Raw genomic sequence first — 16,282 nt, forward strand, 5'->3', positions numbered from 1 at the left:
CACTTTCAAAACGTTTCAGTTTGGTCAAGCTCAAGGCGGGAGAAAATTTCAACCACAGGAATATATTTAGTATTTCGAGGATTGAAATTTGAGCCCAACGCAGAGATCGGCCAAAATGGGGCGTTTTGAAACTGGCTCATTGGTTTCAGATTTTGTAACATCCAGGTCCGCTTAAGCGGCTGCGTCCTCCTGCTTCAGAAATCACTTCTATTTGAGTGCCGATTCGTTCTTTTAAGGCAGGCACATGAGATATAACGCCTATAAGCTTTCCGTCCTGCTGTAATTGTGCAAGAGTTTCTATTGCCGTTTCAAGCGAATCCTCATCTAAAGTTCCGAAGCCTTCATCAAGAAATAAAGAATCAACACGAACATTTCTGCTTGCCATTTGAGACAATCCAAGCGCAAGAGCAAGGCTTACGATAAAGCTTTCGCCTCCGGACAGATTCTTTGTCGAACGGATTTCACCCGCCTGATAATTATCGACAACATTTAGTTCCAATGGCTGCAATGTGTCGCGGATAAGTAAGTAGCGATCCGTCATCTTTTTAAGCTGCCGGTTGGCATGAGATATCATCATTTCAAATGTAAGCCCCTGGGCAAAGTTTCTGAATTTCTTGCCATCGGCAGAACCTATAAGCTGATGCAGGTTGTCCCAGCGGGCGCATTCTGTTTTTTGGGCTTCGATATTTTTTATGCGCTCAACCTGATCTTTTTTTTGCTTCTCATTATCGGCAAGACTTTTTATAATGCCTCCGATATCAAGCCGTAATTCTTTAAGATCATCTTCGGCACTGTGTATTTTTTCCGCAAGCAAATCTTTGGATAAATCTGTCAGATTTTTACCTCGTTCTTTTAAAAGGGCATCGGATTTGTCCTTAAACCGCGTATCAAGTTCCAGTTTTTCCTCATACAGCGCTTTTTCCCTTGAAGCCAGCAATTCCCGTTCTTCTTTGCTCAGGCAACAAGAACGGAAATCCGCTTCATCTTCAAATCCTGTCGTTTTAAATTGCTCAGATATTTTTTGTTCCGCCTGGATAAGTTCTACTGCCCGTTTTTCTGTTTTTCCTTTAAGAAAATCCATTTTATCTTTAAGAGCACTGATCTCTTTTTCAATTCGGGCATATAATTCACGCTTTGTTTCAAGTGCTTTACCGGCCGTATCAATTGCTTCAGCCAGAAGTTTTTCTTCAATGTCAGGGCTTTTTTCACCAAACAGGTTACAGCGTTTTAAATTCAGCGCCTCATATTCTCTTTTTAAATTACTGCGCTCTAAATTATTATCGGCCAGATCCGCTTCAAGCTTATCTGTCATGGTTTTATTTTTGCCAATTTCAGCTTTTAATTCATCTATCTTTTTCTCCAAAGAATTTTTTTCAGTATCTTTTGCCTGCCAGGTATTTCTTCGTTCAGTAAGCTTTTGTAATGTGGGGTTAAGGTTTTCTATCGTAATATTGTTAATCCCGAAAGCTTGAATATCTTCAATCGCAGACATTTGGGCTTTTTCAACTTCTTCTTTTAAAGCATTGCATTCATTTATTTGACGGTTATAATCATCAGCGGCTGTCTTCATGTTATGGATTGAGTCCTGCAACGCTTTTTCCGCTTTGTTCTGTTTTTCTCTTACTTTTTCAAAGTTTGTTTGTGCTGATTTTTCCTTTTTTCTTTTTTCTTCAACCATTGCAATAACGTGCGAGATTTCGGTTATTTTGGACTTAACTGCCGTAAGCTGATTGTGTACTTTTACTGCCCGTTCACCGGGTGTGGCTTCAATATTTAATGCAGCTATTTCTGCTTTGCACTGTTTCTCGTCAGTATCCAGCAATGTTTTATGTTCTTTAATTTCTTTTTCAGAATATTCTAAAGCTGCTGTATTTTTGACCCGCTCATTTTCAAGCTTAGTAAGCTTGTCGGATATTTTTTTGAATTCCGCCTTTGCCTTTTTCAGTTCGGATTCAGTTTCGCTTAATGCAGGAACATTTGCCTTTGCATAAGGATGATCGGTTGCGCCGCAAAGAGGGCATGGTTTGCCGTCTTCAAGCCTTTTTCTTTCTTCTTCAAGATTATGAATACGATTAAGAAGAGACTCCTGTGTTTCCAGTGAGGCAATGTCTTTTTCAAGATCTTCTTTTTTTTCATTATGGGTTTTAATTTCATCTGATAGTACTAAATTATTTCTTGTTAATTCATCAATTTTCTTTTCACAGCTTTTTTTCTTTTCAAAGGTTTTATCAATTCTTGCGATGGTTTGTTCTGTTTGAACCAGCAGGCGTTCACGGTCTTTAAGGTTTTCATGTTCTGACCGTAGCTGGCTGATGTCACGTCCTTTCAAAATATTTGATATTTCATCGCCGATGCTTTTTACTTCATCCCGCAGCTTTTTAAATTCAAGGTGTAATTTATTATGTTCTGCTTCAAGCTTTTTACAATCAGCAGAGGTTTTCTCTTTTTTCTTTTCTGCTGCATCAAGTTCTTTCAATGCTTTTTTATGCTTTTTATCGACATCCTGAAATGAAGCAAAGCCCCTTTCAATGGCGCTTAAGTTTGTCATTAATGCAGCATCGACGCCATGTTTTATCATGTAATCACTAATTGCTTCCAAAGATGCGAGCGATTTCTTCACATGGTTTTCGCTTTTTTCTATATTTATTTTATAAGCCGATATTTGCTTTTTAGTTTCTTCAATTTTCTTTTCTTGTCCTGTGAGCTGTTTTTTCTGCTCTCTTAACAAAGTATCAAGATCACGCACCTGTTTGAAGGTTTGCATTTCCGAGTACTGCTTTTTTTGCGCTTCATTTAATGTGTTTTCAGCGGATATTTTTTGAGACAATGCATCATGAAGAACTTTATCTTTTTCAGGCAAAAGCAAAACAGCGCTGTCAAGTTCCTTTAATTCCGTTTCCTGTTGCGTACGCAAAGTTGTTACACCCCGGTAATCAGCTTCCAGTCCGGCTGCCTTTCGGGATTTTTCAAGCTTTTTGGCTTCCGGTTCAAACTCCTGCCTGCGCTTATCGGAATCTTTGCGTTTTTCGCCAAGATCTTCTATATCTTTTTCAAGCTTGTTTATTTCCTCGATCCAGTTTGCTGCTGTTACCAGCTCCTTTGCTTTAGCTGATATCTGAGCTTCCTGATTCTGTTTTTCTTTAAGACCGGTATTAAAATCTCTTTCTTCGTCTTCACTTAAAATATGGATGCCTTTAAGTTCCGCCTGAAGTATTTCCAGTTTATTGTTTTCAGTCACGCGTCTTTCGTGAACTTTAACAGAAATTTTGCTGTAGATTTCAGTACCCGTAATCTGTTCGAGTATGGGAGCCCTTTCATTGGGAGGAGCTTTAAGAAATATTGCAAATCCGCCTTGTGCAAGAAGCATTGAACGTGTAAAACGTTCAAAGTCCATGCCTGTGGCTTTTTCAATAAATTCTCCAACTAAAGCTATTCTTGATTCCAGTACTTTCCCCGAATCAGCTTCACATATTTCATGTTTTGACTGCTGAAGCTCACCACCTGGTTTTTTTCTGGCGCGGTGCTGGCTCCAGTGACAGCGATAGCGGCCTTTTAATGTTTCGAATTCAACTTCTGCAAAACATTCTCCGGCTTGTCTTGACATAATTTCATTGCTGCTTTTTGTAACTTTATCCAGACGGGGGGTTCTGCCATAAAGTCCGAGGCAAAGGGCATCAAGAACGGTAGTTTTTCCTGCGCCTGTCGGGCCGGTGATTGCAAATATTCCATTGGAAGTAAAATCCGGGTGTGTGAAATCAATTCGCCATTCGCCGGTAAGAGAATTAAGATTCTTAAATCTGATGCCAAGTATCTTCATGCCGCACAACCTATTCCTTCATTATGTCTTCTTCGTTCAAAGCAGAAATTACTTCCCGGTATGTGCCAAGAAGCTCATTTTTATGTTCTTTGGAAATTTCATGCATATCAAGACAGCGGCCGAATACATCATAAACATCAAGATCATCAAGCGTTTCATTAACATTGATCCTTTCTAAAACACGTTCAATAATCATATTGTTTTTAATGCGAAGAATTTCAAGACTGCTGCCGCAAACGGCTTCATCTATAAGCTCGCGCAAATTTGCTGCAATCTCATTCCCTTCATATACTATCTCCAGCCAGGCTGAGCTTTTTTTCGATTTCAGTTCTTCGATATTTTGTATAATCGTTTGCAAATCGCCCTTTATATTTTTTAATTCCTGAAAACAGGGAACAGGTATGGTTTTAACAACAGGCTTTTCGTCAGAAAATTCAACTATAGTAACGCTTTTTTCATGCAAAGCTTCCCCGAAACCAATCGGCAGCGGAGAGCCGGAGTAGCGGATAAAATCCGAACCGCCAACCTTTTGCGGTATGTGAAGATGCCCAAGGGCAAGATAGTCAATGCTTTCGGGAAACACATCCGTTCCCACATGCAAAAGAGTTCCGATATAAAGTTCTCTGACACCGTCACCGTCAATAGTTTTTCCTCCGGCAGTATAAAGATGTCCCATAGCTATAACGGGCAAGGGTTTATCAAGTAATGCGCGTTTTTCTTCCGCTGCTTTATAAAGTTTTCGATAATGAGATTTTATACCTTCAATAATTTTCTTTTCTTTATCCTCCAGGCTTTCTCCGGCCTCAGCGGTTCGGATATCACGGTCACGAAGATAAGGAACAGCACATATAATAAGCTGCGGCTCGTTATCTGCACTTAAAATTGTTATCAATTCATCCTGAGCAAATTCGGAAGCACAACCTACAACATGAATGTTAAGAAATCTTAAGAGTTCACGGGGAGCATTTAAAAATGAAGGCGAATCATGATTTCCAGCTGTTACCACAACATGATGGTTTACAGATGCAGCCACACGGTTTAAAAAGCGGTAATATATTTCCTGCGCCCGGTTACTCGGAGTACTGTTGTCAAACACATCTCCAGCTACAAGCAAAACATCAATATTTTCACCTTCAATGAGTGCCGCCAGCCAACCCAGAAAGGCTTCGTACTCGTTATACCTTTTACGGCCATGGAGAGACCGTCCGATATGCCAGTCTGATGTGTGAAGTATTTTCATATATCCCCTTGCTTTGAGATAGATTGTTGGTTGCTGTGTATATATACCGACATTTCATAACAATCAAATCGAAATCTGCTTTTAAGGTGAATAACTATCGTGCTTATTAATGGGAACTCCTCATTTAATTGATTAAAGTGATAGCAAAATTTTCGTATTGTTGTTCATTATACAATTTGTGTCGTTTTGGTATTTTCTGGAAACAAGAATCCGTTGTCTCATTTTATTATTTATAGACTTTCAAAAGGATTGAACATGACCGGATATAAAAAAGCCCCAATCTTCAGATAATTGAAGTACGGGGCTTTTTTGTTTTTAAAATGGATGGAAAGATGAAAACATATTTCCATCGGCAGTGTTATTGAACGGGTAAATAAGCAGTACATGCTGATAAATTTTTAAGGAATCGACGTATATATGATCTTATTCATTTGTCGAATAAGAATCAAAAAAAGAAAAAAAATATTTATCAATTAGTCCCATATGCTATATAATAAAAAGTAAATTGGAGTGAGGATCAACTCCTCTGTTTACGCACAAAAAATGGCCGACAAAAAGTTGAAATACTCTATGGTTCCTCTTATTATTGCACACCGCGGTGCATCCAATGATGCCCCGGAAAACACACTTCCTGCATTTGAACTGGCATGGAAACAAGGGGCCGATGCTATAGAAACGGATCTTCATCTGACACGTGATGGCAAAATAGTCTGTATTCATGATAAAACAACACAAAAGGTTGCCGGCAAAAAACTTATCATTGCCGAATCAACGCTTGAAGAGCTTCAACTTCTTGATGTTGGCTCATGGTTTGGGAAGCAGTGGAAAGGGACATATATTCCAACGCTTTCGGATGTTTTAAAAATTGTTCCGGAAGACAAACAAATCTTTCTCGAAATCAAATGCGGGCAAGAGCTTTTACCAAAATTATACGAGGATTTACGAAATTCTCAACTTTTTCCTAAGCAGATTTTAATTATATCCTTTCATACCGAAGTGGTTGCAGCAATCAAAAAAACCGCTCCGGAACTTAAAGTTTTAATATTATCCGGATTTAAGAGAAAACCGATATCACAGCAAGTTATCCCAACCATTGATGATGTGTTAAAAACCCTCCGGTTTACGCATGCGGATGGATATAGTTTAAAGACGCATAAATCAGTAACAGAATCTTTTGTCAGGCAAATCCTTGAGCAGGGATATGAGTATCATGTCTGGACAATTGATGACATAAGAATGGCACAAAAATATAGAAAATATGGGGTAACATCAATAACCACAAATTGCCCCGGTTATTTGAAAGAAAAATTAGTATCTTTGGCTGACAAGGGAGAATAATTTATTTTATCGAAACAAGGGGTAGTATTAAGTACGTATTAAACTATTAAACTTAATTTGCAAATAAGATACAGAGTGTTCGCATGCTAAAAGGGCGGGCCAATAGAATTAAAAAGAGAATAAAGTGAAGGGGAATGGGGTCAGGAAAAGGAATGCGTTACCCCATTTCCAAGTTTGTTTTGATACAGTTATCTCATATCTTATTATCCCTTGGTATTATTGGGGGAGTATGGTAATACTATAGGCAAAATGAGGAAGATACTATTTTTGTTCCAATCTTAACCGTATGAATATTTAAACAAGAGTGTGACTTAATGGATCAAATGTTGTCAAAAGCAAAACAATGGATTGATGAGAAAAAAGACCCAAGAAGTGCCCATTGGCAAGCCGGCCTTGAAGCTTTTATGGAGCTGGTTTTACCCCATCTGGAAACGGGTCGCCTGACACCGGTTGCCCCTCTGGATGAAAACGATCTGCCCGTATTCAAAGCTGCTTTGGAAAGGGTGGACTTAAGCCCCGGTCTTTTAGCTGCCTTTTTACCCCCAAGTGTAGCCGACCCGATTCTCCCACCGGATTCCATTGAAGAACTGGTGCGTATTAAAAAAGAAAAACCATCCTATAAAATTATTATCCAAAGACCAGGAAAAGAAAATCGGATCCTCTGCGCAGAAATTTCAGAGCATGCCCATAGACCTGGCGTGGACATTTTCCAATCCGGAGCATTTTTGGGCAACTTTGATTTTGACACGCATGATGTCTGCATCATGGAGTTGACCAAGATTATCCGGACTCATGCCTGGGAAAAACACAAGTGGCAGCGCAAGGATTATCTGGCCTATACCCTTAACTGGTTCGAAAAGACAGTATTGCTTGGCAAGGCAGATGTGAGTATTGATAAACAATATTCTTTTTTCCACAGCCCCACACTAGTAAAGATGAATCGAGTTGATGCCTTGTTTCTGCTCTTACACGAGATGGTGCACCATGGTTTTAAGAAAGATCCTGAAAACCTATACAAAGCCTTGTCCGTGGCCAGGGAAAATTCGAAAAATAAAGCAGAAAGGATTTTGGCCTGGGAGTCCATTGCAGAACAATCTTTGCTGGACTTGCTCAATATAATAAGAAACCTTGGCCTTCTGGACTTTGCCAATTTTACCAATGCGGAAAATTTTCAATTTCAAAATGAATTTGTTAGAACAGTTAGAAAACTGTCCTCAGATCTGGATAAAATATAAAGAAAAGGGGCCACCTTGATTATTGATTTAGTGTAGATATTCACAGATCAAGGTTTGACGCTAATACTTCCTCTGCCATAAGCGGCATAAATTCAGTGTTCTTAAGGGACTTAGTGGCAAAAAGGAAACAAGCATGTATATCTTCCATTGTAAGACCCTTGTATTCTTTCAAAATCTCATTTTCTGTAGTCCCATGTGCCAAAAGATTAAGGATAAAATCAACGGTTAAACGAGTTCCTTTTATAACAGGTTTACCTACCATGATTTTTGGATTAAAAGTGATTCGTTCGAGCAATTGTTTTTCTCTCATGATAATAATCTCCAGCTTATATGAGATAATAGAATTGATCTTTTAAATTATCAGATCCAATACTATCAGCAATTATTTAAATTGATTTGAAATTATATATAACCTATCGGTAGATTTTTTGCAATAATACGCTTTTGTATTTATTTATAAATCTCCGGACTTAGGAAAGATACAAATGCGGTTATGCCGAAGGCACACTTTGGGTAAGAATGGGGGTATGTTATTATGCTTTATATTTAATATTGCATATGATAAATGATAGTTATACAGAGGAAAGCGAAGATGGATTTGCCTGATATACTTCATTACTTGCTAATCTATAAAAAAAGATTATGTTCCCATTTTGGGAACTTTATTATTGACATACTTCAGGGAACCGATTAAATATATGCATATAATCAAACGAAAAACCCTGGTTGAATTTTATCAACAGCCAGGGCATGAGGATGCAAAAGGGCCTTTGGAAGCATGGTATTATGAAGCTCAACATGCTCAGTGGGCAAACACGGCAGATATAAAAACTCAGTATAGATCTGCCAGCATTCTCAAGGGAAATCGGATCGTTTTCAATATTGCCGGCAATAAGTACCGATTGATTGTCAGAATCAACTATTATTCGAAAACGGTATTTATACGCTTTATTGGTACACACCAGGAGTATGACAAAATTGATGCAGAGGTGATCTAAATGATTAATCGCCTGATAAAAAATAAAAAAGACTACAACGCGGCACTATCCCGCATTGAACAGCTCATGGATGCCAAATCCGGTACTGCTGAAATGGACGAATTGGAACTTCTGACAGCGCTTGTGGAAATGTATGAAGAACAAAACTTCCCTATAAGCCATCCCGATCCCATTGACGCGATTAAATTTCGCATGGATCAGCTAGGATTGGGTCAAAAAGACATGGTTCCTTTTATTGGTACAAAAAGTAAGGTTTCTGAAGTTCTGAATAGTAAACGCTCACTTACCTTGGCCATGATGCGATCTCTTAGCAAAGGCTTGGGTATATCTGCCGAAGTACTGCTGAAAGAGCCTGGTTCTGATTTTCCAGACAAGATTCAAAACATGGAGTGGTCCAGATTTCCAGTAATTGAAATGGCAAAACGCTGCTGGATTCCGAAGGTGGATGATATACAGGCAAAAGCCGAAGAATTGTTACGTGGTTTTATTGAACAAGCTGGTGGATTGGAAACTGTTCCACAAGCTTGTTTTCGTCAGGGAAAAAAAGGCAGGTATAATTCTAAGATGGACTTATTTGCCCTCACCGCTTGGTGCATCCGTGTGCAGTCTCTTGCTCGAGGAAATTCTTTAAAAACTAAATATGTTAAGGGTTCAATCAATTTAACCACATTACAGGAAGTTGCACGACTGAGTTATTTTGAAAACGGTCCTTTGCTTGCGAGAGAATATCTTGAGAAACATGGGATTCATCTGGTTGTGGTTTCTCACCTTCCAAAAACCTACCTCGACGGCGCTGCTATATTGCTACCAGATGGGTCTCCTGTCGTCGGCCTGACACTTCGCTATGATAGAATTGACAATTTCTGGTTTTGCCTTTTGCATGAGCTTGCCCATGTTTCAAAACATTTATCGGCATCCGACCGACTTATTATAGATGACTTGGATTTGCGAGGACAACATGTTGGAACAGAAGATGTAATCGAAAAAGAAGCAGATGAAATGGCCCGCAATGGACTAATTCCTAAAAGGATTTGGGATAAAAAACCCATTTCTGCCAAGGCATCAATAACAGAGGTATGCACTTTAGCAGAAAAATTAAAAGTTCATCCTGCTGTTATTGTAGGAAGAATCCGTTTTGAGCAGAGTAATTATAAGTTGTTGTCCAGACATGTCGGGAACAAACAGATTCGGAAACACTTTCCCGAAAGTTTTACTGCAGAAACTCCATAAAAAAGAAAGATTATTGTTTTTATAGATTGATTGTAGAAGTTAAGGGAGAAAAAATAGTGTCACAAAAGGAGGATGGGGCAGGCTTAACTTATGGGTATATTTATTAGGCCAGTGATAGAATGCAAAAGTATTAACGCCTGACGCCAAGTACATATGAAAAGAATTACAGTGCCGGGGCTGCCCCATCATGTTATCCAGCGCGGGTTACATGGGCGGCAGGCCTTTTTGAATGAAAATGATTATGCAGTCTACATAGAGATTATGGTTGACTGCTGCCGTAAGCATGGCGTGGAAATCTGGGCCTACTGCCTGATGCCGGACCATGTTCACCTAATTTCTGTTCCCAGGGAAAAGAAATCCCTTTCCGGCTGCCTTCGATCGGCCCATGGTCGGTACACCAGGTATATAAACCGTCGAACCGGCAAAAGCGGTCAGTTCTGGCAGGGACGATACTCATCACATCTGCTTGATGAAAAATACCTGATTGCCTGTACCCGCTATATTGAGATAAATCCGGTCAAAAGAGAGTACGTAGACCAGCCGGAAGATTGGCCTTGGAGCAGTGCCCGTGCTCATATCGCAGGTACTGATGATTCTTTAGTGCTGGTAAAACCACTGCTTGAAAGGGTTAAAAAGGTGTGGCAGGATTTTATTGCCGAACCCAGGCCGATGGAGGAGGCAGATTTGTTCTATCGGCACGAAAAAACCGGGCTTCCCCTCGGCAGCGATGATTTTCTGACTATGTTAGATAAGGGGCATATTTGATGATTGGGAGAATTGAGCACAGGAATATCTTTAGTTCCGATATTAGAGGGGAGAAGTTGAAAAAGAAAAGCGGTTTGGGCAACAGCCCTTTGATTGTTGATTAAGAAGCACAAACGAACAGCGGTTGGAGATTTCTTTTTTAAACGCTTTTATATTTACCATGGTAGTACTTTTGAGATACAAGATTTCTTTCTTAAATCACAATTCAAGGTTTGAGCCCAATAATACTTCGCAAAGTACACCGGGAAGCACGAAAAAAACAACTTGATAAATCACATAAATTAGAATACACTCCAATAATCAATTAATATATCTGGAGCAGAATCTAATGAAAGACAATTTCAAAGCTGTTTATCGAAGGTTACTTAAAAATACAAACTACAGCACATATCGTTATTTATTTAAATCCTTTAATATTGAAAGCAGACTTACAGGGCTGGTCGGCCCGCGCGGGACCGGCAAAACGACCCTGATGCTTCAATATATTAATGAACATATTGAAAACAAGAATCAATGTATCTACCTTTCTTTAGATAATATATATTTTACACAGTCGAATCTGCTCGATTTTGTTGATGATCTGTACGAAATTGATGGCATTCGCATTTTTTTCTTAGATGAGGTTCATAAATATCCTGCCTGGAATCAGGAATTAAAAAATATTTATGATTCATATCCGGATGTTAAAATTGTTTTTTCCGGCAGTTCCAGTATGAATTTAATCCATGGCGCTTATGATTTGTCGAGAAGAGGGGCGGTTTTTACAATTGGAGGTATGTCATTTCGGGAGTATCTTGAATTTCGGTTGGGCCGAACCATTCCGGGCATAAGCTTTGATGAACTGATTGAAAATCCGGATGCTTTCATAGAACAAATAGCCTTTATTGAAAGAATAAAAGGGCATTTTCAGGAATATCTCGAATATGGATACTACCCATTTTTGTTTGAGGATGAAAATAATTATCATCAAAAATTATTAAACGTGATTGATAAAACGATATATGAAGACATATCCAATTTTTACAAACTCAAAACGGAAAATTTAAACAATTTCAGGAAAATCCTTTCATATCTGGCTACTATTTCACCGGGTCAGTTGAATCGAAACAGTATTTCAAAGCATATTGGGCTTGATAACAAAACAGTTGAGAACTATCTGGGAATCTTAAATGAAACCGGTCTCGTTTGCCTTGTTAAAGAAAACAGATCAGGCAGTGGCCTGATAAAACAAACTGAAAAAATCTACCTGGATAATTCCAATATTTACAAAGCAATAATTGATGAAATCGGTTTTGCGTATAATAAAGGTACTGTGAGAGAAATTTTTTTCATTAAGATGATGCAAAATTCAGGGAAGAAATTATTTTACAGCAAAATTGGTGATTTTCAGGTGCAAGACTATTTCTTTGAGATTGGCGGCAAGAACAAATCAAAAAAACAGATTAAAAACAACCTTGAAAACTCGTTTATAGTAAAAGATGATATCCTGTATCCGAGCGGCAATACAATACCTTTATATTTGTTCGGGTTTCTTTATTAAATCACAAATCAAAGGAGCCACTTTCAAAACGTTTCAGTTTGGTCAAGCTCAAGGCGGGAGAAAAATATCAACCACAGGAATACATTTAGTATTTCGAGGATAGCGAGAAGTCTATGAAAAATGTTAAAAGTTCTATAAATATATTAAAAGAATGTTCCGATATACAATATGTTATGCTTTAAAATATGGGGGAGGAAAAATAACAGGCTTTAGCATGGTGTTTGTAAAGTATTCTCTCTTTGGTCGAAATTATACTGGGTAGTATATGGGATTAGGTATGCAAAACACTTTTTGACAATACCGATTGCGGTTGAAGGAGGCGTAAATGAATGCAAAGGTACGCGGAATTACGGGAGATGTTTTAGCGAATCAGGAAGTTCAAGCTGTTTTGAAGCAAGATCATGCTTTGCTGGAGGCTTTGAAAAAAACTGTAGAGGATGGGCTAGTAGAAAAAAGAGAAGTAGATGATTTAGCTAAATTGTTGGATAAGTCAGGAATTCAAGGGGAACTTAGCAAGGAAGTGAGTGAAGTGGATATGAGCGGTATGGTAGATCAAGCTTTAGATAAGGTGAAATTTACGGAAGGAGTGGGAAATGTCCAAAAACTGCTTCGAATAGCAATGGCGGCTGTGTTGCTGATGTTGCCGGTGTCTGCTTTTGCTGGTGAAAATCCTAAGAATGTGAACAAGCCTCGTGCGAAAGTGGAGAAACTGAAACAGGGGTTGTCTTTGAAAGGCTATGTGCGTGATGGTAAGGACTTGACGATTACTGATTTTGGAGAATTTTCACGGGAGGAAGTGCAAGAAGCGCTGGATGAATTACAAATAACAGGAGGATTTTTAAAGTTCTTTAGCGATGGGAAGGGAATACTTTTTACTAATTACGGCGGGAAGGTTCTTTATGATGGAGTAACTTTTAAGGGAGATTGGCAGAAAGAGCTGGTTTATAAATTGGTTTTTTTGTTGAGAAATCAAAGAAGGGATCCAAGGGTTTTAAATCAAACTTTTCCTGATTGGGAGGGAAAGCAATGGTTGGAGTCGGACGGTGGGTCTGCGAAGAAGCAAAAGCAAAAGGAGGCGAAGGAGGCTATGAAGCGGAAAATTCCGGTTATAAAGTTTGAGAAGAATCCGAAGACGGAGGCAGATTTTTTGGCTCTTCATAATCAGATGAAAGGGATTTTGGATAAGTTGTTGAAGGGGGTTGATGTGAATAAGATAAAAAATGATCCTGCTTATGTGGATTTTAATAAGACGATGGAATTTATTATGACAGCCAAATTACAAAATTATTTATTAAAAGCTGATGAACATCAGCTCAAATATATGGAAAATCAAATAAATAAAAAAATTAAGGATTTATATAATTTAACAACCTAATTAATAGATTCCCGTTTTCACGGGAATGACATTTTATGTTTTAAAAAATGAAAAAAGTGTTTAAAAATTATTCCAGACTTAAAAGAACTTTATATTGTTTGTTTGTTTTTATTTGAATCTGTTTTTTCTTAAATAATAAAATTGATATATTCAATCATGTAAATTCATTTGTATCTGTAGTTAGAGCAGAAGATGTTATTCCTTTGGCAGATTCTAATACTGCTAAAATAGAAAATAAAAAAGAGGCAATAACCACATCTCCCTCATCAAGCGCCAAGTTGTCGACGGATCAGAAGACAACGCTTCAGAAGACGGGGGCGGCGATGTCTACGGCGACGAAGTATTTGATGATGCCGTCTTTGGCGGTTTTGGGGTATGTGGGGAAACTTATGCAAAATGAGTTTATTTTTGATGGTTGAAGCATGGAAGAAATGCTGAATAATATCTGGGTATTGATGCGGGATATTGTAAATGTTGTTTTTGTTTTGGTCTTGCTTTTTGTGGCTTTTGTCAATGTGGTCAAAGAAGCGTGATCGGCTTCGGGATGGGAGCTTAAGGCGATTTTACCCAAGATAGTGATTGCCTTGGTGGCGGTGAATTTTTCGTGGGCGGCGTGCAAGGTTTTGCTGGATGTTTCCAATGTCGGTACGGCGATGGTTTTGGCGATTCCAAATAGTTTTACATCTGTAGACACTGAAGACACCAAAAAAATAGTGCCCCAATGTATTGTAACTAATAAAGACTGAATGGTATCGGTAAGTGAAAAGAGCTTATGTGTGCCAGATGTGAACAAGTTTTTGGTTACTCAGGGTTTGGCGGATTGGAAAGCAGGCAGTACAACAGAAATTACATTTAAAAGAGAGGTAAAAATTGAGGTTGTCCGAAAAGCGATTGAGAATATGAATCAAATGGAAGGGAAGGTTCCTGAATATAAAAATAATACAGTAACCTATTTATTAGGATTGGCGGGGAACGATATTGTGACAATGGCTAAAAATCAAGATAACATCACAACCCTGGAAAATCTTACAATTGATTCATTTGTTTCCGTGATTTTGGCGATAGCTTATTTTATTGTCTTTATCTGCCTTTTTATCGTCCTGATGGCGCGCCTTGTGGTAATCTGGATTGTAATCGCGTTTTCACCGATTCTGGTTTTGGAGTTTGTCATGGGTGATAAATTTAAAATTACCGATAAAATAGGTGATGTAAAAATCTTCAAAGAATTCTTTATGCCGATGATGGTGGCTTTTCCGATTGTGATTGGGCATATTATGCTTAAGGCCGGAAAGGAAATGACTGTAACTGGCGCGTCAGGAGACAGTGTGAATACTACGCTTTTTGATAATATGTTCGGCGGATATAATTTTATGTGGAAGATGGCGGCGATTATTATTCTTTGGATGGGAGTTTTTGCGGCGATGAACGACAGTATCGCGAAGGGTGTGGTGAGTACGATTAAGGGCGGAGCAGAAAGCACGGCGAAGTTCGCACTCAAGTCTTTGAGATACGCGCCGGTTTTCCCTGTGAAGGTGGATCATGATAATAATCCGGATACACCGGATACAACAGAAAAATTCAGTTTGGCTGGATTATCAAGTTTGAAAACTTTAGCACAAGAATCATTAGATTCAAGTACATATGAGCAAAAGGCAAGATTGGGAGAATTGACAGGATTAGGAAATAGTCAAATGTCAAAAGATATTCATGCTGTTAATACCTCTACAAATTTACCAGAAGCCCAAAAATCATCTAAACAAATGATAAGTAATAATAAGTGAAATCCATTGACGAAACTTCAAATGCAAGCTCTCGCAAATCAAAAAGATATAAAACAAAAGTTATGAGACTACTCTGGAGCAATTGAAACAGCGGCGAATGAATGAGAGTTTAAAAAATTTAAAATTGCTTTAGATAACGGCTTAGCAAAAACCGAAGCTCTAGGTGCTGGAATTACGAAGTACGATCAAATTACGGGTTCAGGCGGAGCGACTGATGCACAAAATACTTCACAACAAATTTCAAATCAAGTTGTAACAATTAATAATCAATTAGAAACATCTGCGAGTGCAGATGACAAAAATAAAGGATTAGATTCTTCTGTGAAATTATTTGCTGCTATTGGAGATTCGCCGGCAGAAAAAGAAAGTTTGCAAAAAGAAATTGGTAGATTAAGTGCAGATTCTCCTTATGCAAAAGGTTTGAAAGTTATAACTACGGGGAATGATGGTTATCAGAGAATGGATGAATTTAAGAAATTTGCGAAAATTTATGAAGCTAAAGAAGAAAAAGATAGGCCGAAATTATTAAAAGATTTCCAAAATAAGATTGAAGCAATTGGGGTAAAAGCGATTGAGATTGAATGAGATTCTGCGAATAAAGATAAAACATCTGAACAGAAAATGCAGATGGTGGCTGATGGTACAAAAAAAGTAATAGAAGAGACAATGAAAGAAATAGACGTAGTTATAAGTAAAAATACTCAGAAAGCATTACCACCAAAAACACAACAATAAATCCTGTACAAGTCTTAGCTAGAGCAACTCTCCGGAGTTGCTCTTTTTTTTGAGGTAAAGAAATGAGAATTACTTAAAAAAATCTACCGAATAAGGATAGATTGTGCGTAGCCACAATCTTATCCTGTGGTTGGACAAGCCCGGTATCTATATATAAGGAAATATCTTTTTTTGAATAATGGGTAGGAGTGCGTTTTCAAAGAAACGCACTTTATTTAGGGCGAGGGA

Annotated in this window: 13 protein-coding genes; 9 read left to right on the plus strand and 4 right to left on the minus strand. The window is 38.3% G+C overall.

The annotated features are described in order from the left end of the window. Positions 1–145: 145 nt before the first annotated feature. Both KKC46_12280 and KKC46_12285 read right to left on the minus strand, forming a co-directional pair. Complete coding sequence (locus tag KKC46_12280) at positions 146–3,817, minus strand: AAA family ATPase (GenBank protein MBU1054582.1); 3,672 nt, start codon at positions 3,815–3,817, stop codon at positions 146–148. A gap of 10 nt (positions 3,818–3,827) precedes the next feature. Beyond that, positions 3,828–5,057: an exonuclease SbcCD subunit D C-terminal domain-containing protein gene (locus tag KKC46_12285; protein ID MBU1054583.1), complete on the minus strand. Its 1,230-nt coding sequence runs from the start codon at positions 5,055–5,057 to the stop codon at positions 3,828–3,830. 543 nt (positions 5,058–5,600) lie between these two features. On the opposite strand from KKC46_12285, the gene KKC46_12290 reads away from it, so the two are divergent. Together KKC46_12290 and KKC46_12295 are read left to right on the plus strand one after the other, a co-directional pair. Further along, positions 5,601–6,395 carry a glycerophosphodiester phosphodiesterase gene (locus KKC46_12290; protein ID MBU1054584.1) on the plus strand — a complete coding sequence of 265 codons (795 nt, stop codon included), beginning with the start codon at positions 5,601–5,603 and terminating at the stop codon, positions 6,393–6,395. A gap of 314 nt (positions 6,396–6,709) precedes the next feature. Next, positions 6,710–7,630, plus strand: coding sequence for a hypothetical protein (locus tag KKC46_12295; GenBank protein ID MBU1054585.1), 921 nt, complete (start codon positions 6,710–6,712; stop codon positions 7,628–7,630). A gap of 40 nt (positions 7,631–7,670) precedes the next feature. Here the strand turns inward: KKC46_12295 and KKC46_12300 are convergent, their stop codons facing one another. Continuing rightward, positions 7,671–7,940: a DUF433 domain-containing protein gene (locus KKC46_12300; GenBank protein ID MBU1054586.1), complete on the minus strand. Its 270-nt coding sequence runs from the start codon at positions 7,938–7,940 to the stop codon at positions 7,671–7,673. A gap of 388 nt (positions 7,941–8,328) precedes the next feature. Here KKC46_12300 and KKC46_12305 point away from each other — a divergent pair, with 388 nt between their 5' ends. From KKC46_12305 to KKC46_12325, 5 genes are all read left to right on the plus strand, one after another. Further along, the gene (locus KKC46_12305; GenBank protein MBU1054587.1) at positions 8,329–8,628 is read left to right on the plus strand and encodes a type II toxin-antitoxin system HigB family toxin; all 300 of its coding nucleotides are present in this window, start codon (positions 8,329–8,331) and stop codon (positions 8,626–8,628) included. Further along, entirely contained in the window at positions 8,629–9,858 is a 1,230-nt protein-coding gene (locus tag KKC46_12310) for a transcriptional regulator (protein MBU1054588.1), read from the plus strand. A gap of 153 nt (positions 9,859–10,011) precedes the next feature. After that, positions 10,012–10,623: a transposase gene (locus KKC46_12315; GenBank protein ID MBU1054589.1), complete on the plus strand. Its 612-nt coding sequence runs from the start codon at positions 10,012–10,014 to the stop codon at positions 10,621–10,623. A gap of 328 nt (positions 10,624–10,951) precedes the next feature. Continuing rightward, the gene (locus KKC46_12320) at positions 10,952–12,163 is read left to right on the plus strand and encodes an AAA family ATPase (protein ID MBU1054590.1); all 1,212 of its coding nucleotides are present in this window, start codon (positions 10,952–10,954) and stop codon (positions 12,161–12,163) included. A 325-nt stretch (positions 12,164–12,488) separates the two neighbouring features. After that, positions 12,489–13,538: a hypothetical protein gene (locus KKC46_12325; protein ID MBU1054591.1), complete on the plus strand. Its 1,050-nt coding sequence runs from the start codon at positions 12,489–12,491 to the stop codon at positions 13,536–13,538. 304 nt (positions 13,539–13,842) lie between these two features. Here the strand turns inward: KKC46_12325 and KKC46_12330 are convergent, their stop codons facing one another. Continuing rightward, positions 13,843–14,232 carry a hypothetical protein gene (locus KKC46_12330; GenBank protein ID MBU1054592.1) on the minus strand — a complete coding sequence of 130 codons (390 nt, stop codon included), beginning with the start codon at positions 14,230–14,232 and terminating at the stop codon, positions 13,843–13,845. Positions 14,233–14,314: 82 nt separating this feature from the next. On the opposite strand from KKC46_12330, the gene KKC46_12335 reads away from it, so the two are divergent. Together KKC46_12335 and KKC46_12340 are read left to right on the plus strand one after the other, a co-directional pair. Then, complete coding sequence (locus tag KKC46_12335; GenBank protein MBU1054593.1) at positions 14,315–15,319, plus strand: hypothetical protein; 1,005 nt, start codon at positions 14,315–14,317, stop codon at positions 15,317–15,319. A 321-nt stretch (positions 15,320–15,640) separates the two neighbouring features. Further along, entirely contained in the window at positions 15,641–15,904 is a 264-nt protein-coding gene (locus KKC46_12340) for a hypothetical protein (protein ID MBU1054594.1), read from the plus strand. Positions 15,905–16,282 lie beyond the last annotated feature (378 nt).

The organism is Pseudomonadota bacterium (genome assembly GCA_018817425.1).
Lineage (GTDB): Bacteria > Desulfobacterota > Desulfobacteria > Desulfobacterales > RPRI01 > RPRI01.